This is a genomic window from Streptomyces sp. NPDC058469, from assembly GCF_042721125.1.
Taxonomy (GTDB): Bacteria; Actinomycetota; Actinomycetes; order Streptomycetales; family Streptomycetaceae; genus Streptomyces.
In genome coordinates this window covers 21,065-39,717 of the sequence record NZ_JBHXME010000035.1, presented here as the reverse complement: position 1 = coordinate 39,717, position 18,653 = coordinate 21,065, and the positions used below count along the sequence as shown (strand labels likewise).

Here is an 18,653-nt window from a genome sequence, read left to right as displayed (position 1 = left end):
GGGCGGGATACTGGTGTCATGCGGTTGACGGTCTTCTGGCAGCGGATGACGGAGCACTTCGGCGCGGGGTACGCCGAGAGCTTCGCGCGCGATCACGTGATGACGGAGCTCGGCGGGCGGACGGTGCACGAGGCGCTGGACGCGGGCTGGGAGGCCAAGGACGTGTGGCGCGTGGTCTGCACTGTTATGAACGTTCCGTGGGAAAGTCGCTGATCGGTCACGAAGATCGACGGCGGTGACCGGTTGTCAGTGGCGTAGGCGAGACTTGCACCGTGGCAGCCACTGACGAGACCGGGCACGACGCCCCACAGGCATCCCCGTTCGGTGCGGCGCCGCCGGCCGGGCCCCCGTCCGACGGCGCCGTTCCGGGCCCGGGCATGCCCCGCTGGCTGCCCCGCGCCATGGTGCTGGCCCTCGCCCTCGTCGCCGTGTTCCAGCTGGGCAGTTGGGCCTTCCACCAGCTCATCGGGCTGCTGATCAACATCCTCATCGCGTTCTTCCTGGCCCTCGCCATCGAGCCCGCGGTGAGCCGGCTGGCCGCCTATGGCATGCGCCGCGGGCTGGCCACCTTCATGGTCTTCCTCGGCCTGCTGATCGTGAGTGCCGGGTTCATCACCCTCCTCGGGTCGATGCTCGCCGGCCAGATCATCAAGATGATCGAGGACTTCCCGGACTACCTCGACTCCGTCATCAACTGGGTCAACACGCACTTCCACACCGACCTGAGACGGGTCGACATCCAGGAGGGGCTGCTCCACTCCGACTGGCTGCGCAAGTACGTGCAGAACAGCGCCACCGGCGTGCTGGACGTGTCCACCCAGGTGCTCGGGGGCCTCTTCCAGCTGCTGACGATCGGTCTGTTCTCGTTCTACTTCGCCGCCGACGGGCCGCGGCTGCGACGCGCACTGTGCTCCGTGCTGCCGCCCGCCCGGCAGGCCGAGGTGCTGCGCGCGTGGGAGATCGCCGTCGACAAGACAGGCGGCTACATATACTCCCGCGGCCTGATGGCGCTGGTCTCCGGAGTGGCGCACTACATCCTGCTACAGGCGCTGGGTATCCCGTACGCGCCCGTGCTCGCCGTCTGGGTGGGTCTGGTCTCCCAGTTCATCCCGACCATCGGCACGTATCTCGCGGGCGCCCTGCCCATGCTGATCGCCTTCACCGTGAACCCTTGGTACGCGCTCTGGGTGCTGATCTTCGTCGTGGTCTACCAGCAGTTCGAGAACTACATGCTGCAGCCCAAGCTGACCGCGAAGACCGTCGACATCCATCCCGCGGTCGCCTTCGGCTCGGTCATCGCGGGCACCGCGCTCCTGGGCGCCGTGGGCGCGCTGATCTCCATCCCGGCCGTTGCCACGCTCCAGGCGTTCCTCGGGGCGTACGTGAAGCGGTACGCCGTCACCGACGACCCCCGGGTCCACGGACACCGGACCCGCGGCTCCGGAGGCCCCGGCCCGCTGGCCCGCGCGCGACGGCTGTGGGACCGGAGGCCGGGAGCGGAGGGGCCCACAGCGGCAGACTCCGCCGGTGGTAACAGCGATTCCGCCGATACGACCAACTCCGCCCCTACGACCGACTCCAGGACAGCCGACTCCCGGCCGACCGATCCGGAACCGACCGACTCCGAACCGAGGGACTCCGGAGAGGGCTCCTCCGGCTCCTCCTGAGGGATGATCCGGCGCGAACACCGGGGCGTCGCGGTCAGTACGTGAGCACCGCCCACACCGCGGCCCCGGCCACGGCGACCACGTAGCAGCCGACCGCGACGGTCACGGTCCGCCGCCGGACCGCCTCGCTCCAGGACGTGCGGGACAGCAGCCAGGCCAGGGCCGGCAACACCAGGACGGCGTGCAGGCTCACCCCGTGCAGCGGCTTGAGCGGGGCCGTCGAGTGGTACGCCGCCTCTTGGTGGCCGGTCCGGGCGAGGACCACCCCGCGCGCGATCATCGCGGCGCCCGAGGCCAGCGCCACGAGCAGGATCGCGAACCCGGAACGCACCGCGAGCGCCATCCCCGTGGGCCCCGTCGGCCGATGCCGGAAGGACGCCGCCGCGAACACGGTGAGCAGCACCACGAGGACACCGCCGCCCACCGCGAGCGTCATGGACACCGCCGTGTCGAAGGGCGTCTCCATGTCGAGGTGCGACGGCACCCGACGCCACGCCTGGAGGGTGATGCCGCCGACCTCGACGACACAGTCGGCGGCGAACACGACGAGCAGCACGGTCCGCAACCGGGCCCCGACGCGCAGATACGACGTGACCCAGGTGACCGCGATCAGCGTCGCCCCGAAGGAGAGCCCGAACGTGACGGGCTTGCGCCAGGAGACGGGCCCGTACCAGGGGCCTCCATCGACCGCGAACACCACCAGGTGCACCAGCCCGGAGAGGATCAACAGGGCACCGATCACATGGCAGAGACGCTCGGCGGGGCGTACGTGGCTCTTCATGGCCCGAGCCTCGCGGGAATCCGCCACGCAGTCGTCGTACTGCTGAAGACACCCGCCGTACGACGGCGGAAGTAGTGCTCCCAGGGGTGTGGCGATGAGTTTCGGGGGCGTGCCGGGTCCACGGAGGTGAAAGCCGTCCGGAATCCGCGGAACGGTGACCCCCGAAGCGAGGATTGATCATGTCCACCACAAAGACCCCGCAGAGCGTCGACACCACGCCCGCCCCGCCCCTGGCGGACACGGAACCGCAGACCGCCGCGGGCAAGGTGCTGTGGCACTTCACGATGTCACTGGACGGGTTTGTGGCAGGGCCGGACCACGCGATGGACTGGATGACGGGGTTCTCGTTCCGGACCGGCCTTGTCGAGGAGTACGCCGCGACGACCGGTGCCGTACTGGGTGGCCGGGACGGCTTCGACGCGTTCCCCGATGCCGGCAGCGTCTACGGGGGCGCGTGGCAGGGGCCGGTGTTCGTCCTCACGCACCACCCCGACGACGCGCCGCCCGCCCCCGGGGTGACCTTCCTGAACTGCGATGCGGCCGAGGCCGTACGCATCGGGCTGGAGGCCGCCGGCGGCAAGAACCTCGAAGTGCTCTCGCCCACGATCGGCCGACAACTCCTGGAGCGCGAACTGATCGACGAGATCGACCTGCACATCGTGCCGGTGCTGCTCGGCGACGGCATCCGGCTCTACGACAACCCCGGCGGCGCCCCGGTCCGGCTCGGGCTGCTGAACGGTGATGACCGGTCAGCCGGGGTGAATGTGCGCTGTCGGCCGGTCGGGACGTGATCGTCCTGTGGCGTCGGGGTTCGAGGACGTGCCGCGAAGCCCGACGGTTGGTTCGACGGCGCGCGCGACGCTCGTGGAGGTTCCTACTGGTAGCAGCCACCGACGCACAGGATGGTGACGGTGCCGGTCTCGCCGGCCGAGGTGATCGCCGTGTCCTGGGCCGGCGCGGGCTTGTGCACGCGGCTGGTCTCCCACGGCATGGGAGCGGCCGATGCCGCCGGACTCATGATGGCGACGGTCGCCGCGGTCAGTACGGCCGCGATCCCCGCGCGCTTCCACATCTTCATGAGCTCTCCCTGTGTCGGTTGCCGTTGGCTGCCGTCAGTGAACAGGCCCGGTCCCCGGCACGGGAAGGATTTCCATCCCATTCGAAGCGTCGCCACGACGCTCGGTGTCACAGGACATCGATGACGCGAGTGCCGCGTGGTGCGCTTGACACGAAAATCGAACATCCATTCTCATGGAAGCTCCGGCGAGGCCATGACGGGCATTTCGGCAGGCTTTTGATGGTGAAGTGTCCGGGTTATCCACAGGCTGGGCGGGCGTCGGGACGCATTGTCAGTGGCAGGCGTTAGCGTCTTTGACGTGAAGCGATCGACACAAGCAAATCGGGTGGAACCCATGGCAGGAACCGACCGCGAGAAGGCGCTGGACGCCGCACTCGCACAGATTGAACGGCAATTCGGCAAGGGCGCGGTGATGCGCCTCGGCGAGCGGCCGAACGAGCCCATCGAGGTCATCCCCACCGGCTCGACCGCGCTCGACGTCGCCCTCGGCGTCGGCGGCCTGCCGCGCGGCCGAGTGGTGGAGGTCTACGGCCCGGAGTCCTCCGGCAAGACGACCCTGACCCTGCACGCGGTGGCGAACGCCCAGCGGGCCGGCGGCCAGGTCGCGTTCGTGGACGCGGAGCACGCCCTCGACCCCGAGTACGCGAAGAAGCTCGGCGTCGACATCGACAACCTGATCCTGTCCCAGCCGGACAACGGCGAGCAGGCCCTGGAGATCGTGGACATGCTGGTCCGCTCCGGCGCCCTCGACCTCATCGTCATCGACTCCGTCGCGGCGCTCGTCCCGCGCGCGGAGATCGAGGGCGAGATGGGAGACAGCCACGTCGGTCTGCAGGCCCGCCTGATGAGCCAGGCGCTCCGCAAGATCACAGGCGCGCTCCACCAGTCCGGGACCACCGCGATCTTCATCAACCAGCTCCGCGAGAAGATCGGCGTGATGTTCGGCTCCCCGGAGACCACGACCGGTGGCCGCGCGCTGAAGTTCTACGCCTCGGTGCGACTCGACATCCGTCGCATCGAGACCCTGAAGGACGGCACGGACGCGGTCGGCAACCGCACCCGCGTCAAGGTCGTCAAGAACAAGGTCGCGCCGCCCTTCAAGCAGGCCGAGTTCGACATCCTCTACGGCCACGGCATCAGCCGCGAGGGCGGCCTGATCGACATGGGCGTGGAGAACGGCTTCGTCCGCAAGGCCGGCGCCTGGTACACGTACGAGGGCGACCAGCTCGGCCAGGGCAAGGAGAACGCGCGCAACTTCCTCAAGGACAACCCCGACCTGGCCAACGAGATCGAGAAGAAGATCCTGGAGAAGCTGGGTGTGGGTGTTCGTCCGGAGAAGGACAAGCCCGCCGCCGAGCCGGTCGCGGACGCGGCGGTCCCCACCGCCACGGACGACGCCGCCAAGGCGGTGCCCGCTCCGGCCGCGGCCAAGACCACCAAGGCCAAGGCCACGGCCGCCAAGAGCTGACCCGTGACACGACGAACGGACTGGGCCGAGTACGCGTATCCCGGCGCCCCGCAGGGGCCCGGGGGAGGCGGTGACGGCCTGGCCTACGGTGCGGACGGCGTGTCCGAGGAGCCGTACGGCATGGACGGGCCGTACGGCGACGAGCCGGGCGGCGGTTTCGCGGGGAATGCCGGTCCGCCTTTCGGCGGCTCGGAGCCCGGCGATGGTTCGGCCGGCACCAGTCGGCCTTTCAGGAGCTCGGCGCCCGTCAGCAGTTCGCCCGGTGACGGGTCCGCCGCCGACGATGCGCCCGGCCGCGGCTCGCGGCGCAGCCGCGGAGCGAGTGGCGAGGGCGGCTCACGAGGGTCTACGGCGCGCGGTGACGGCGCACGCGGTAGGCGTGGGCGCCGTGGCCGCGGCTTCGGCGAGTCGTCCGGAGAGGACGGAGGTGACTTCTCCTCGTCGAGGGCCGAGAAGGAGGAGCCGCCGGCGGACCCGGCTGAGCGGGCGCGGGGCATCTGTCTGCGCCTGCTCACCGGGAACCCGCGCACCCGCAAGCAACTCGCGGACGCCCTGCGCAAGCGGGAGATCCCTGACGAGGTGGCGGACGAGGTGCTGTCGCGGTTCGAGGAGGTCGGACTGATCAACGACGGTGCGTTCGCGGACGCCTGGGTGGAGTCCCGGCACCACGGCCGGGGCCTGGCCCGGCGCGCGCTCGCCCAGGAGCTGCGCACCAAGGGCGTCGACTCGACGCTGATCGACGAGGCCGTCTCCCGGCTCGACTCCGAGCAGGAGGAGGCGAGGGCGCGCGACCTGGTGGACCGCAAGCTGCGGTCCACCCAAGGCCTCGACCGCGACAAGAGGCTGCGCCGCCTCGCGGGCATGCTGGCCCGCAAGGGCTACTCCCAGGGCATGGCCCTCAGAGTGGTCCGGCAGGCACTGGAGGAAGAGGGCGAGGACACGGAGTTCCTCGCGGACGAGGGGTACTGATCCGGAAGTGATCCGGCTCTGACCCCTCGATGGTGCGAACGTCCTGAACACGGTGGACGCGCGGGGGCGCCGACCGCGTTCAGGCAAGCACCGGGCCGGCGCCCGAGGTGGGGCTGACCCCCGGCTGAAGACGCCGGATTGCCGCAGCGCACAGGCACTTGTGCAAACGACTGTGTCCGCCCGACACACTCCCGCCCCACGCGAGGTCACTTCACCCGCCCCCACTCCACCCACCTCCTCGCTGGCCTAACCCTCCTCGCACTCGGCATCGCCGCTCACCGTCGTCGCCGTCTACGCCCGGGGCCTCGGCTTCGGCGATCTCACCTTCGCGCACGATCTCGTCGCCCGGCATGTCGACAACCCGCTCGCCTCCTCCGTCCTCGTCAGCACGACCCGTACACAGAAACAACTTGCGACTACGCTCCGTGACTTCCCCGGTGTCCAGGTTCTCGCGCCGGCCGTCGCCGAATCACTCCAGGCGCAGCGGCAGCAGACGAACGCCGAGGTCAACTACCTGGCCATGGGGCTTGTCCTGGTGTTCACGGCCATCGCCGTGGTCAACCCGCTCGCCATGTTGGTCGCGGAGCGTGTCCGGGAGTTCGCGCTGCTCCGCCTCGCCGGGGCGACCCGCCGTCAGGTGCTGCGGATGCCGCGCACCGAGGCGTTGTCGGTGTTGTCGCTCGCCACGGCGGTCGGCAGCGGTATCGCCCTCGCCGTCCTGACCGCGTTCAGCGTCGGTATGACCGGCCGGGCGGCGCCGTCGGTCACGCTCCTCGTGTATCTCGCGGTGATAGCGGTGGCCGGGACCCTCGCCCTTGTAGCCACGGCGCTGCCGGGACGTGTGGCGCTCCGGGTCCGGGCGGGCACGGTGGCGACCGCCAGGGAGTGAGCGCGGGAAACCGCCGGTCGTCCGTCCCGAGAGTGAGCGAGGGAACTGTCAGCCGTCCGTCCCGGAGGTCACTCGCCTCACCGAAGGGTGCGCGTTTCGCAGACTTAGTGTGCGTGACGTAGAGGGTGCGCATGTTTGGCGCGGGAGTAGCTTCTGCTGCCGACCCTCGGCCCTCCCCGCCTGCTGCGCCTTGGCCGTCCCCGCCCGCTGAGCCGCAGCCAGGCCTGCCCGAGTGCCTCCGGCCGCTTCGCCGACCGGTCCTCGTACGCCCTGAAAGGCGATCCCCTTGTCCTTGTCCCTGCCCGCCCGCCACCGAAGAACCCTGGTGGTCCTCCTGCTCGGTACCGGTCTCTTACTGAATGGCTGCGGACTGGAGTCCAGTGCCACGCCCGCCGACGACGGGCCCATCACTCTCGGGTTCGTCAACGGCGGCAGTGCGGAGTTCCACACGTGCCTTGAGGAGTCGATCGCGAACACGGCCAAGAGCAACTTCGCGAAGCTCGTCACCGTCAACTCGCATCAGGACGCCGCGCAGGAACTGGCCAACATCCAGGACATGATCGCGCGCCATGTCGACGCGATCATCGTGCAGACGGTCAACACCACCGCGCTCAAGAGCGACATCGCCAAGGCCGGGAGCGCGCACATCCCGATCTTCCTGACCTCGGTCAGTGCCGATCCGTCCGACATCCTCGGGGCCGTCGTCGTCGACCTGAAGGCGGTGGGCAAGCTGGACGCCGACTGGATCGGGGACGACGCCGCGGGGCGTGAGGTGCAGGTGGGTGTCATCGCGGGTGCGCCCGGTGCCGCCTCCGACCTGCTCGTCGGCGGTTTCGCCAAGGGGCTGCCGGCGAACGTGAAGGTGGTCGCGAACCAGCCCGCCATGTTCGTCGCCGCGAAGGCGAAGATCGTCGCCGAGGGCATGATCAAAGCGCATCCCGATCTGGACTACGCCTTCGTCGCCAACGAGGAGATGGCGTTCGCCGCCCGCACGGCCTTCGACGCGGCCGGCGGCAAGAAGGTCAAGATCGTGACGGTCAACGGCACCGACGAGGCCCTCGCCGCCCTCAAGGACGGCCGTTTCGCCGCCACCGTCTCCAACTCGGCCAAGGACACCGGCGAACTGGCCGTCACCAACACCATCAGCCTTCTCCGTAAGGAAAAGGTGGAGAAGATCGCCGCCACACCGGCCCGCCTGATCACCAGGGCCAACGCGGACACCGCCCCGCTCTACTGCCCCTCCGACGGCTCGTGAGCGGGCCCGACCGTCACGTCGCGGACAGAGTGTCTACGACGTGACAGGCAGTCCCGCCGCCTTCCACGCCTGGAAGCCGCCGACGAGGTCCGTCGCGCGGTGCAGGCCCAGTTGGTGCAGCGACGCGGCTGCCAGGGTGGACGCGTAGCCCTCGTTGCAGATCACCACGACGCGCAGGTCGTGGCCGGTGGCTTCGGGGGCGCGGTGGCTGCCTCGGGGGTCGAGGCGCCACTCCAGTTCGTTGCGCTCGACGACCAGGGCACCCGGGACGATGCCGTCCCGGTCGCGCAGGGCCGCGTAGCGGATGTCGACCAGGAGTGCCTCGCCGTCGCGCGCCGCGTCGTACGCCTCCCGTGCCTCGATCCGCTCGTAGGTCTCGCGCACCCGCTCCAGCAACTCGTCTATGCCGAGCGGCTGTTCGCGTACGGCACTCACTGCCAGTCCGCCGGCCGCTCGACCTGCTCAAGGCGCAGCACCGGACCCGTACGGCTGTAGCGGCGGATCTGCGGCAGCGGCGGGTAGTAGGCGTGGACGGAGATCGCGTGCTCTTCGGAGGACTCGTTGAGCACCTCGTGGACGTGGTGCTGACCGAAGGCGCGGCCCTTGCCGGTCGGCAGCCGCCGCTCGCGGTCCACGCCCTCCTCCAGTTCGAGGGTCTTCCAGCCGTCGCTCGGGAGCCGGGCGGCGAGCGAGTGCTCCTTGAGCTCGCCGGCGGCGGTGAGGAAGGCTCCGACCGACTCGGCGTGGTCGTGCCAGCCCGTCCCGCTGGCGGGCGGCCAGCCGATCAGCCACGCCTCGCTGCCGCCGGGCCCTTCGAGCCGCACCCAGGTTCGGCCCTCGGGGTCGAGGGGGAGCGAGGCGATGAGCTCGGCGTCGGCGGCCGTACGCCGTACGAAGTCGAGCAGGTCCGCCTGTGTCGGCGCCTGGGAGGGCGTGGCGGGGGACACGGAGGCAGAGGGGGAGACAGACACGTGCACCGTCCTGATGAGTGTTCGCGAGGGTGCGCGCGGACCCACAGAAAGGGCGCGCGCGGATGTGAAGAGATGCGAATTCAGCAGGAGACGTGACACACACAGCCCACATAGCGGACGAGGTCCAGATGGACCTTCCGCCACAGGTGGACAGAGGTGTTGGTCACGATCCGGAGTACAGCACGGCGGTGCGAGCCGGTCAACTCAGCGTCACTATGTGGACAGTTTGGGTACGGAGGCCTCAGCGTGAGCCGGCCGTGGCCTCCGTCCTCGCCGGGCCGCCCAGGGTCGCCTCGGCCGCCGCGTACAGGTCGGCCGGGCGCACCCCGCTCAACGCGGTGACCAGGTGTCCGTCGGGCCGTACGAGAAGGACGGTGTGGGCCGCGGCGCCCGGGTAGCTCTCGGCGACCAGCAGCTCGGCCGGGTGCGGCAGCGCCGTCACGGCGGCCGCGAGGCGGGGCATGATTCCGGCCGTCACCCAGTGCTTGCGCTCCCACACGCCCGTGCCCGGCGCGACCAGGACGACCAGCAGGGAGCCGCGCCCGAGGCGGTCCCGCAGCCGTACGAAGGCGCCGTCCTCGGCGGTGACCAGGACATCGGCGACCGGTGCACCGGGCGGGGTGTCGACGGGGACCTCCGCCTCGATGTGCCGGGGCGCGAGCGGCGAGTCGGCGTACGCCCCCGGCGCACCGAGTGCGCCGCGCCCCAGGTGACCGTCCGTGAGCAGCACGTCGTGGCCGCGGGCCGAGCCGGGTACGACCGCGCGCAGCCCGGCGCCGCCGCGCACCAGCGGCAGCGCCTGGTCGGCGGCGCGCAGCCGGGCCGCCACGACCGCCCGCCGCTCCGCCTGATAACTGTCGAGCAGCGGCTCGTGCGGCCCGTGGTGCCAGGCCAGGGCCAGCTTCCAGGCGAGGTTGTCGGCGTCCCGCAACCCCTCGTCCAGCCCCTGCGTCCCGAGCGCCCCCAGCAGATGCGCGGCGTCCCCGGCGAGAAACACCCGCCCCACCCGCCACCGGCGCGCGAGCCGGTGGTGCACGGTGTGCACGCCGGTGTCGAGCAGTTCGTACGGCGGTGTCGGGCCCTCGGTCCAGCCCGCGAGCGTCTCCCGGATGCGGGCCAGCAGCAGCTCGGGGGTGACCAGGTCCTTGCCCGGCGGCAGCAGCCAGTCCAGCCGCCACACGTCGTCCGGGAGGGGGCGTCCGGTGACCTCCGCGGCCGAGGGTCCGGACGTCCGCCACGGCGGCACCCGATGCAACAACGCCTGGTCGGGCCACGGAAGTTCCGTGCGCAGCGCGGCCACGGCGTGTCGCTCCACCGCCGTACGGCCGGGGAAGCGGATGTCCAGGAGTTTGCGCACGGTCGAGCGCGGACCGTCGCAGCCGACCAGGTAACTGCCGCGCCACCAGGTGCCCTTGGGGCCGCGGGTGTGGGCGGTGACGCCCGAGGGCTCCTGTTCGAGCGAGTCGAGGCGGTTGTCCGGGGCGATCCTCACGAGCCGCTCGCCCGCGAGGGCATGCCGGAGGGCGCCGGTGAGGACGTGCTGGGCGATGTGCAGGGGGGCGGGCTCGGTCTCGTCGAACGTGATCTCGCGCATCACCTGCTTGCGCCGCATCGACCGCCATCCGGCCCAGCGCGAGCCGAGCTCGGCGAGCGGAATGCCGGTCAGCCGCTCCAGCAGCGCTGCGGTGTCCTCGCGCAGGACGACGGTGCGCGCGGGACGCGGTTCGTCCTTGCCCGGACCTTCGTCGAGGAGGACGGAGGGCACCTCCTGCCGCGCCAGTGCCAGGGCGAGCGTGAGCCCCACGGGCCCCGCCCCGACGATGATCACCGGGTCCACGGTGCGGCGCCCCCTGCCCGTGACGGTGTCCTCAGGGACGTATGTGAACAGGAAGTTGGAGCAGGGTGCACGATCACAGAACGTATGCAACCCATTGCCGGTGCTTGCGTCAAGTGACGGAGGCAGTGGCGATCATGCCACTGCCTCCGTGCCGTTCATCCCACTTGACCGATCATCACGACGAGGCGCCGCTCCCGTACGATCCGCCGACGTGCGCGGGGTTGAGCCCCGTGGCGTCTTCGAGGTCGACGGTCGCACCCGTGCTCTTCTTGCTGCGCCGCAGCCTGCGCTCCAGCCAGCTCGCGAAGGTGGTGAGGGCGAGGTTCAGCAGGATGTAGATGATCCCGACGACGATGAAACTCGCCACCACATTGGCGTAGTTGGCCGCCAGGGTGCTGCGCGAGTTGAGCAGCTCGGTGAAGCCCAGCATCACGCCGCCCAGCGCGGTGTCCTTCACGATGACCACGAGCTGGCTGACGATGGCCGGCAGCATCACGGTGACGGACTGCGGGAGCAGGATGCTCGTCATCGTCTGGCCCTTGCGCAGGCCGATCGCGTACGCGGCCTCCGTCTGCCCCTTCGGGAGGGACAGGATGCCCGCTCGGACGATCTCGGCGAGCACCGAGGCGTTGTACAGCACCAGGCCGGTGACGACGGCGTACAGGGGCCGTTCCTCGCTGCCGATGCTCGTGGAGCGGACGTAGAACTCGTTCGCGAACAGCATCAGCAGCAGGACCGGGATCGACCGGAAGAACTCGACCACCACTCCGGCGGGGACGCGCACCCACCGGTGGTCGGACATCCGGGCGATACCGAAGAACGCGCCCAGGGGGAGGGCGATCACCATGGCGAGCCCGGCGGCCTTCAGGGTGTCGCCGAGGCCCGGCAGCAGATACGTCGTCCAGGCGTCCGACGTGGTGAACGGCTGCCACAGGGACCACTTCAGCTGGCCCTTGTCGTCCATCGTCTGCCAGACCCACCACAAGAAGAGGGCGAGCAGCACGAAGAACACGACGGACAGGAGCACGTTGCGCCGCTTGGCGCGGGGGCCGGGCGCGTCGTAGAGGACGGAGGTCATCGCTTCACCGCCAGTCGCTTGCCCAGCCAGCCGAGGAGGAGGCCGGTGGGCAGGGTCAGTACCACGAAACCGAACGCGAAGACCGCGCCGATGGCGACCGTCTGGGCCTCGTTCTCGATCATCGTCTTCATCAGGGCGGCCGCCTCGGCGACCCCGATCGCGGCCGCAACGGTGGTGTTCTTGGTCAGTGCGATCAGTACGTTGGCCAGCGGTCCGATGACCGCGCGGAACGCCTGCGGAAGGATGACGATCCGCAGTACCTGATTGAAGCTCAGCCCGATGGCGCGGGCCGCCTCCGCCTGTCCGACGGGCACGGTGTTGATGCCGGAGCGCACCGCCTCACAGACGAAGGCCGCGTGGTACGCCACGAGACCCAGCAGTGCCAGCCGGAAACCCTGCACCTTGAAGTCGTCGGACGCGCCCATGGTCACGCCGAAGATGTCGGCGAGGCCGAGCGAGGTGAAGACGATGATGACCGTCAGGGGGATGTTCCGGACGGTGTTGACGTAGAAGGTGGCGAAACCACGCATCAGGGGGACCGGGCTGACCCGCATTCCGGCCAGCAGTGTGCCCCAGACCAAGGAGCCGAGGGCGGAGAGGGCGGTCAGTTTCACCGTCATCCAGAACGCCCCGAGGACGTCATAACCTTGAAGAAAGTCGAACACGATCTCCCGCGCTTCCGGGTATGGGGCCTGCCTTACCGGGGTTTCTCGGGCTACTTGACGATGTTGCCGATCTTCGGGGCGGGCTCGTTCTTGTAGCCGGCCGGACCGAAGTTCTTGGTGACCGCCGTCTGCCAGGCGCCGCTGCTGACCATCTTCTCCAGCGCGGTGTTGATCTTGGTGACGGTCGCGGAGTCGCCCTTCTTGACGCCGACGCCGTAGTTCTCGTTGCTGAGCTTCAGACCGGCGAGCTTGAACTGGCCCTTGAACTTGTCCTGCGCGGCGAAGCCCGCGAGGATCGAGTCGTCGGTGGTCACCGCGTCGACGGCACCGCTCTGGAGGGCCGCGATGCACTCCGAGTAGCCCGCGTTCTCACGGAGGTTGGCCTTCGGGGCGATCGTGTCGTGGATGTTCTGCGCCGAGGTGGAGCCGGTCACGGAACAGAGGTTCTTGCCGTTGAGGTCCGTGGCCTTGGCGATCGTCGAGTTGCTCTTGACGAGCAGGTCCTGGTGGGCCAGCAGGTAGGGGCCGGCGAAGTCGACCTTCTTCTTGCGCTCGTCGTTGATCGAGTACGTGGCCGCGATGAACTTGACGTCGCCGCGCGCCAGCGCGTTCTCACGGTCGGCGCTCTTGGTCTCGACCCACTCGATCTGGGCGGGCTTGTAGCCGAGCTGCCCGGCCACATAGGTCGCCACGTCCACGTCGAAGCCGGCGTAGGTGCCGTCCGGCTGCTTCAGGCCGAGGCCCGGCTGGTCGAATTTGATACCGACCTTGATCTTGCTGCCGCCGCCGGAGCCCGAACCGGAGCTGTCCTTGTCGCTGCTCCCGCAGGCCGTCGCGGCGAGCGAGAGGACGAGAGCGGTGGTCGCGAAGACGGTGACCTTGCGGAGCTTCATGGTGAACATCCTTTGGCTGGTGAGGAGATGAGGGCCCGTCAGGGCGTGTGACGGCGGCCGTCAGGGCGTGCGGGGCCCTCAGCGGCAGTCGGCGGCCGCCCGCCGTCGGCGGGCCGCCAGTGGCTGGCTGTAGCGGTTCGTCAGCGTTCGTGGCTGATCGTCAGCGGTTGTCGGTGATGGCCGGCGGCCGTCAGGGGCCGTCAGTGGTGAAGGATCTTCGACAGGAAGTCCTTGGCCCGGTCGCTGCGCGGGTTGCTGAAGAACTGGTCCGGCACGGCCTCTTCGACGATGCGGCCGTCGGCCATGAACACCACTCGGTTGGCGGCCGAGCGGGCGAAGCCCATCTCATGGGTGACGACGATCATCGTCATCCCGTCGCGGGCGAGCTGCTGCATGACCTCCAGCACCTCGTTGATCATCTCCGGGTCGAGGGCGGAGGTCGGCTCGTCGAAGAGCATCACCTTGGGGTCCATGGCCAGCGCCCGCGCGATGGCGACGCGCTGCTGCTGGCCGCCGGACAGCTGGGCCGGGTACTTGTCCGCCTGCGTGGCCACGCCGACCCGGTCGAGCAGCGCCCGGGCCTTCTCCTCTGCCTGCTTGCGGTCGGCCCTGCGGACCTTGATCTGACCCAGCATCACGTTCTCGAGCACGGTCTTGTGCGCGAAGAGGTTGAAGGACTGGAAGACCATCCCGACGTCCGCACGCAGCCGGGCCAGCTCCCTGCCCTCCTGGGGCAGCGGCTTGCCGTCGATCGTGATCGAACCCGCATCGATCGTCTCCAGGCGGTTGATGGTGCGGCACAGAGTGGACTTCCCGGACCCGGAGGGCCCGATCACCACGACGACTTCGCCGCGGGCGATCGTCAGATCGATGTCCTGGAGTACGTGCAACGCGCCGAAGTGCTTGTTGACGCTCTTCAGGACGACGAGTTCGCCGGTCGCGGCCACTTCTTCCTTGGCCACCGATACTTCGGTCATCGCTTGCTGGCTCCGTCCTCGTCGGTTGCGGAGGACAGTAGTGAGGCCGTACGACCAGCGTCATCACATCTGAGCGAGATCTGAGCATCACGATCGGATAGCAATCGGACACGTGTCGTAGCAGTTTGCCGACGGGATGCGTACCGGCTGGATAACGGAAGCCGCGCGCAACCGGAACCCACTTGACGGCGTCTTCGTCCATCAGCGTGACTGCCTGGGTGCACGCGCGCGTGAGACGTGCTTTTGTACAGGCCGACACCATACGAACGATGAACCGGAGGGGGCCGGGATGAGACTGCTCCTCGTCGAGGACGACAACCATGTCGCCGCCGCTCTGTCCGCGGTCCTGGCGCGGCACGGATTCGACGTCACGCACGCCCGCAGTGGCGAGGAGGCCCTCCAGGCACTCGTCCCGGAGGGCGACGTCTTCGGTGTCGTCCTCCTCGACCTCGGCCTGCCCGACCAGGACGGCTACGAGGTCTGCGGCAAGATCCGCAAGCGCACCAGCACCCCGGTGATCATGGTCACCGCCCGCTCCGACGTACGCTCCCGCATCCACGGCCTCAACCTCGGAGCCGACGACTACGTAGTGAAGCCGTACGACACCGGGGAGCTGCTCGCCCGCATCCACGCCGTCAGCCGGCGCAGCGTCCACGAGGACGCGAGCGGGGGCGGCGACACCGCGCTGCGGCTCGGCCCGGTGCGCATCGAACTGCCCACCCGTCAGGTCAGCGTGGACGGTTCGGTCGTCCAGCTGACCCGCAAGGAGTTCGATCTGCTGGCGCTGCTGGCACAGCGCCCAGGAGTGGTGTTCCGGCGGGAGCAGATCATCAGCGAGGTGTGGCGCACCAGTTGGGAGGGCACGGGACGCACCCTGGAGGTGCATGTCGCGTCCCTGCGCGCCAAGCTGCGGATGCCCGCGCTGATCGAGACCGTACGAGGCGTCGGCTACCGGCTCGTCGCTCCGGCCGCGTAGCGGGCACGGGTGCGCACACGTCTTCTCCCGCTGCTCATCGTCCTGATGGCGGCCGTACTGCTGGCGCTCGGCGTGCCGCTCGCCATCAGCACGGCCGCGGCGCAGCAGCAGAAGGTGATCGTCGACCGCATCGACGACACCGCGCGGTTCGCGGCCCTCGCCCAGTTCGTCAGCGATGTGCCCACGGGATCACGCCCCGCCAACACGGTTCCGGACGAGCGCCAGGAGACCCTGGACCGCGAACTGGCCAGCTACTACGAGGTCTACGGCATCCGCGCGGGCGTCTTCTACCGCACCGACATCTCCATGGCGAACGCGCCGGACGACTTCCTGCTGCCGAAGACGGGCGAGGTGCGCGACGCGTTCGCCGAGGCACTCCTCAGCCGCCGCAGCCACGACCCGGAACAGGTCTGGCCCTGGCAGCGCAACCGCCTGGTCGTCGCCTCGCCGGTCATCCGGGACGGCGACGTCATCGCGGTCGTGGTCACCGACTCGCCCACCGGGCCGATGCGTTCACGGACCCTGCGCGGCTGGCTGACGATCGGCGCCGGCGAGATCGCCGCGATGCTGCTCGCCGTAGGCGCGGCCCTACGGCTGACCGGCTGGGTCCTGCGACCCGTACGGGTCCTCGACGCCACCACCCACGACATCGCCACCGGACGCCTCAAGTCCCGGGTCGCGGCCGCCGGCGGGCCACCGGAACTCCAGCGCCTGGCCCGCTCGTTCAACGAGATGGCGGACAACGTCGAGGACGTGCTGGAGCAGCAGCGCGCCTTCGTCGCCGACGCCTCGCACCAGTTGCGCAACCCGCTCTCGGCGCTGCTGCTGCGCATCGAACTGCTCGCACTCGAACTGCCGGAGGACAACGACGAGATCGCCTCGGTCCGCACCGAGGGCAAACGCCTGACCCAGGTCCTGGACGACCTGCTCGACCTGGCCCTCGCCGAGCACGCGGACGCGGATCTCAGGATCACCGACATCGGCGCGCTGACCGCCGAGCGCGTCGCGGCCTGGGCACCGACCGCCGAGGCCAAGGGCGTGCGCCTGGTGGGCAGTTGCCCGCCCACCACGGCCTGGGCCGACCCGATCACGCTGTCCAGCGCCCTGGACGCGGTGATCGACAACGCGGTGAAGTTCACGCCCGAGGACGAGTCCGTCGAGGTGACGGTCGCGTCGAACGGCGAGACCTCGACCGTCGTCGTCACGGACCACGGCCCGGGCCTCACCGAGGACGAACTCGCCCGCGTCGGCGACCGCTTCTGGCGCAGCGGCCGCCACCAGAACATCAACGGCTCCGGCCTCGGCCTGTCCATCTCCCAGGTCCTGCTGGCCGCGGGCGGCGGCTCCCTCACGTACGACCACCACGAGCCGCACGGCCTCAAGGTAACCGTGTGGGTGCCCAGGAGCGGTCCTGCGGCCTGAACGGGCGGTCAGGGGCCCCGTGAGGTCCTGCTGCCTGAACGGGCGCCCCAGGGGCCTGTGTTGAGCCCCCGGGCCTGAGCGGGCGGCCCAGGGTCTGCGGTGGGCCCTGAGGCCCTGAGGCCCGGCTCTACGGCTTGACGGAGCGGTAGTAGCGCCGGGCGCCCTCGTGCAGGGCCAGGGGGTCGGTGTAGATCGCCGTGCGCAGGTCCACCAGCTGCGCGGAGTGGACGCGCTTGCCGATGCCGTCGCGGCTCTTGATCACGGTCTTGGTGATCCACTCGGTGAGCCGGGCGTTCATGTCCTTGCGGGTCATCAGCAGGTTGGACACGGCGATCGTCGGAACGGTGGACCCCCGCTGGATGGTGGGGTAGGCCGACTCCGGCATGTTGGTGGCGCGGTAGTAGCGGGTGGCGTCGCCCTGCTCGTGCATCTTGGCCACGAGAGTCGCCTCGATCGGCACGAACCGGAACGCGTAGTTCTTGGCAAGGTCCTTCAGGCCGTCCGTCGGCAGCCCGCCCGACCAGAAGAACGCGTCGATCTTGCCCCGCCTGAGCAGGTCCGGTCCGGTGTCGATACCGGCCGCCACCGGCTCGATGCCCTTCTTCGGGTCGATGCCGGCCGCCGTCAGTACCCGGTCGGCGATCAGTCGCACACCCGAGCGGTCCGGCCCTATGGCCACCCGCTTGCCCCGCAGATCGCTGACCGAGTCGATGTCCGAGTCGTGCGGAACAATGAGCTGGACGTAGTCGTCGTAGAGGCGCGCGACCCCGCGCAGCCCGGCCGCACCGGGCTTGCCTTCCATTTCGTACGTCCCCACCGCGTCGGCCGCTGCGATGGTGAAGTCGGCGTGGCCGGTCGCCACGCGCGCGACGTTCTCCTGCGACCCGTCGCTGTTCACGAGCTTCACCGTGAGACCCGGCATGTCCTTGTCCAGCTCGGTGCGCAGGAGCTTGCCGTACTCCTGGTAGACCCCGAGCGGGGTCCCGGTGCTGAAGGTGACCGTCCCGGTCGGCGGCTCGTCGCCCAGGGGCATCAGCCACCACAGCAACAGCCCGAACGCGACGAAGCCGGCGGCCGCGCCCTGGAGGGCCCGGCGCCTGCTGATACGGGAGAACACCTTGAGCATGCGCGCGATCCTGCCAGCCTGTGCGCGGTGCTGACCAGGGCGGGGCGGGGCTCGCGGCGGTAGGGCGGATCGGGGCGGAGGGAATCGACGGAGGCTGACCGGAACCGGTGAGTGGCGGCCACTAGGGTCGCCGCATGAGTTCTTCGCCCGCCGACCTGGTCCGCGAATTCCACCTGGCCTTCGGGCTCGACGCCCGCAGAACACCCACCGAGGTCGCCCCCGACCTCGCCGCCCACCGGGGCGAACTGCTCGCCGAGGAGGCCGCGGAGGTCGCCGAGGTCTCGGTGAGCGGCCCCCTCGACCGGCTGGCGCACGAGCTGGCCGACGTCGTCTACGTCGCGTACGGCACGGCCCTCGTCCACGGCGTCGACCTCGACGCGGTGATCGCAGAGATCCACCGCGCCAACATGACCAAGATCGGTCCGGACGGCGAGGTCGCCCGCCGGGCCGACGGCAAGGTGCTCAAGGGGGAGCACTACGAGGCGCCGGATGTGTCGGGAGTGCTGCGCAGGCAGGGGTGGGGCACCGGAGGGGAGTGACCGGCCTGCCGGGTGGTGGTGCCGGCCGGCTTCCGCCCGTAGAGCGGGGCGCATGAGGCACG

Annotated in this window: 19 protein-coding genes and 1 pseudogene; 10 read left to right on the top strand and 10 right to left on the bottom strand. The window is 69.8% G+C overall.

Annotation, left to right across the window (positions count from 1 at the left end):
- Positions 1-18 precede the first annotated feature (18 nt).
- Entirely contained in the window at positions 19-213 is a 195-nt protein-coding gene (locus ACFWP5_RS17865; RefSeq protein WP_384156718.1) for a DUF3046 domain-containing protein, read from the top strand.
- Between the two features lie 164 nt (positions 214-377).
- Complete coding sequence (locus ACFWP5_RS17860; RefSeq protein ID WP_384156766.1) at positions 378-1,667, top strand: AI-2E family transporter; 1,290 nt, start codon at positions 378-380, stop codon at positions 1,665-1,667.
- Positions 1,668-1,701: 34 nt separating this feature from the next.
- On the opposite strand, the gene ACFWP5_RS17855 is transcribed toward ACFWP5_RS17860, so the two are convergent.
- Entirely contained in the window at positions 1,702-2,448 is a 747-nt protein-coding gene (locus ACFWP5_RS17855) for a hypothetical protein (protein ID WP_384156715.1), read from the bottom strand.
- 179 nt (positions 2,449-2,627) lie between these two features.
- Between ACFWP5_RS17855 and ACFWP5_RS17850 the strand changes: the two genes are divergently transcribed.
- Positions 2,628-3,239, top strand: coding sequence for a dihydrofolate reductase family protein (locus ACFWP5_RS17850; RefSeq protein WP_384156712.1), 612 nt, complete (start codon positions 2,628-2,630; stop codon positions 3,237-3,239).
- 83 nt (positions 3,240-3,322) lie between these two features.
- On the opposite strand, the gene ACFWP5_RS17845 is transcribed toward ACFWP5_RS17850, so the two are convergent.
- Positions 3,323-3,526 (bottom strand): hypothetical protein, encoded by a 204-nt coding sequence (locus ACFWP5_RS17845; RefSeq protein WP_384156709.1) that lies wholly within the window; start codon positions 3,524-3,526, stop codon positions 3,323-3,325.
- Between the two features lie 334 nt (positions 3,527-3,860).
- Here ACFWP5_RS17845 and recA point away from each other — a divergent pair, with 334 nt between their 5' ends.
- The 4 genes and pseudogenes from recA (at position 3,861) to ACFWP5_RS17825 (ending at position 8,107) form a co-directional block, all read left to right on the top strand.
- The gene (gene recA, locus ACFWP5_RS17840; protein ID WP_384156706.1) at positions 3,861-4,994 is read left to right on the top strand and encodes a recombinase RecA; all 1,134 of its coding nucleotides are present in this window, start codon (positions 3,861-3,863) and stop codon (positions 4,992-4,994) included.
- 3 nt (positions 4,995-4,997) lie between these two features.
- Positions 4,998-5,963: a recombination regulator RecX gene (gene recX, locus ACFWP5_RS17835; protein ID WP_384156704.1), complete on the top strand. Its 966-nt coding sequence runs from the start codon at positions 4,998-5,000 to the stop codon at positions 5,961-5,963.
- 274 nt (positions 5,964-6,237) lie between these two features.
- Positions 6,238-6,852 (top strand): annotated as a pseudogene (locus ACFWP5_RS17830) (FtsX-like permease family protein); the annotation flags it as partial.
- A gap of 292 nt (positions 6,853-7,144) precedes the next feature.
- Positions 7,145-8,107 carry a sugar ABC transporter substrate-binding protein gene (locus ACFWP5_RS17825; RefSeq protein ID WP_384156764.1) on the top strand — a complete coding sequence of 321 codons (963 nt, stop codon included), beginning with the start codon at positions 7,145-7,147 and terminating at the stop codon, positions 8,105-8,107.
- Positions 8,108-8,140: 33 nt separating this feature from the next.
- Here ACFWP5_RS17825 and ACFWP5_RS17820 read toward each other — a convergent pair whose 3' ends face one another.
- From ACFWP5_RS17820 to ACFWP5_RS17790, 7 genes are all read right to left on the bottom strand, one after another.
- The gene (locus ACFWP5_RS17820) at positions 8,141-8,542 is read right to left on the bottom strand and encodes a rhodanese-like domain-containing protein (protein WP_384156700.1); all 402 of its coding nucleotides are present in this window, start codon (positions 8,540-8,542) and stop codon (positions 8,141-8,143) included.
- The gene (locus ACFWP5_RS17815; protein ID WP_384156697.1) at positions 8,539-9,078 is read right to left on the bottom strand and encodes a cysteine dioxygenase; all 540 of its coding nucleotides are present in this window, start codon (positions 9,076-9,078) and stop codon (positions 8,539-8,541) included. Before ACFWP5_RS17815 ends, ACFWP5_RS17820 begins: the two co-directional genes overlap by 4 nt.
- A gap of 241 nt (positions 9,079-9,319) precedes the next feature.
- The gene (locus tag ACFWP5_RS17810) at positions 9,320-10,915 is read right to left on the bottom strand and encodes an FAD-dependent monooxygenase (RefSeq protein WP_384156694.1); all 1,596 of its coding nucleotides are present in this window, start codon (positions 10,913-10,915) and stop codon (positions 9,320-9,322) included.
- Positions 10,916-11,090: 175 nt separating this feature from the next.
- Entirely contained in the window at positions 11,091-11,993 is a 903-nt protein-coding gene (locus ACFWP5_RS17805; protein WP_384156691.1) for an amino acid ABC transporter permease, read from the bottom strand.
- Entirely contained in the window at positions 11,990-12,658 is a 669-nt protein-coding gene (locus tag ACFWP5_RS17800) for an amino acid ABC transporter permease (RefSeq protein WP_384156688.1), read from the bottom strand. The genes ACFWP5_RS17805 and ACFWP5_RS17800 overlap by 4 nt, the downstream gene beginning before the upstream one ends.
- A 50-nt stretch (positions 12,659-12,708) precedes the next feature.
- Positions 12,709-13,551: a glutamate ABC transporter substrate-binding protein gene (locus tag ACFWP5_RS17795; RefSeq protein WP_384156685.1), complete on the bottom strand. Its 843-nt coding sequence runs from the start codon at positions 13,549-13,551 to the stop codon at positions 12,709-12,711.
- Positions 13,552-13,751: 200 nt separating this feature from the next.
- Positions 13,752-14,528 (bottom strand): amino acid ABC transporter ATP-binding protein, encoded by a 777-nt coding sequence (locus ACFWP5_RS17790; protein ID WP_384156682.1) that lies wholly within the window; start codon positions 14,526-14,528, stop codon positions 13,752-13,754.
- 289 nt (positions 14,529-14,817) lie between these two features.
- Between ACFWP5_RS17790 and ACFWP5_RS17785 the strand changes: the two genes are divergently transcribed.
- Complete coding sequence (locus ACFWP5_RS17785) at positions 14,818-15,504, top strand: response regulator transcription factor (protein ID WP_366098003.1); 687 nt, start codon at positions 14,818-14,820, stop codon at positions 15,502-15,504.
- Positions 15,505-15,513: 9 nt separating this feature from the next.
- Positions 15,514-16,926, top strand: a complete 1,413-nt coding sequence (locus ACFWP5_RS17780; protein WP_384156677.1) for an ATP-binding protein — start codon at positions 15,514-15,516, stop codon at positions 16,924-16,926.
- Positions 16,927-17,053: 127 nt separating this feature from the next.
- On the opposite strand, the gene ACFWP5_RS17775 is transcribed toward ACFWP5_RS17780, so the two are convergent.
- Positions 17,054-18,052, bottom strand: a complete 999-nt coding sequence (locus ACFWP5_RS17775) for a TAXI family TRAP transporter solute-binding subunit (protein WP_384156675.1) — start codon at positions 18,050-18,052, stop codon at positions 17,054-17,056.
- 134 nt (positions 18,053-18,186) lie between these two features.
- Between ACFWP5_RS17775 and ACFWP5_RS17770 the strand changes: the two genes are divergently transcribed.
- Positions 18,187-18,591 carry a MazG nucleotide pyrophosphohydrolase domain-containing protein gene (locus ACFWP5_RS17770; protein ID WP_384156672.1) on the top strand — a complete coding sequence of 135 codons (405 nt, stop codon included), beginning with the start codon at positions 18,187-18,189 and terminating at the stop codon, positions 18,589-18,591.
- Positions 18,592-18,653: the final 62 nt, after the last annotated feature.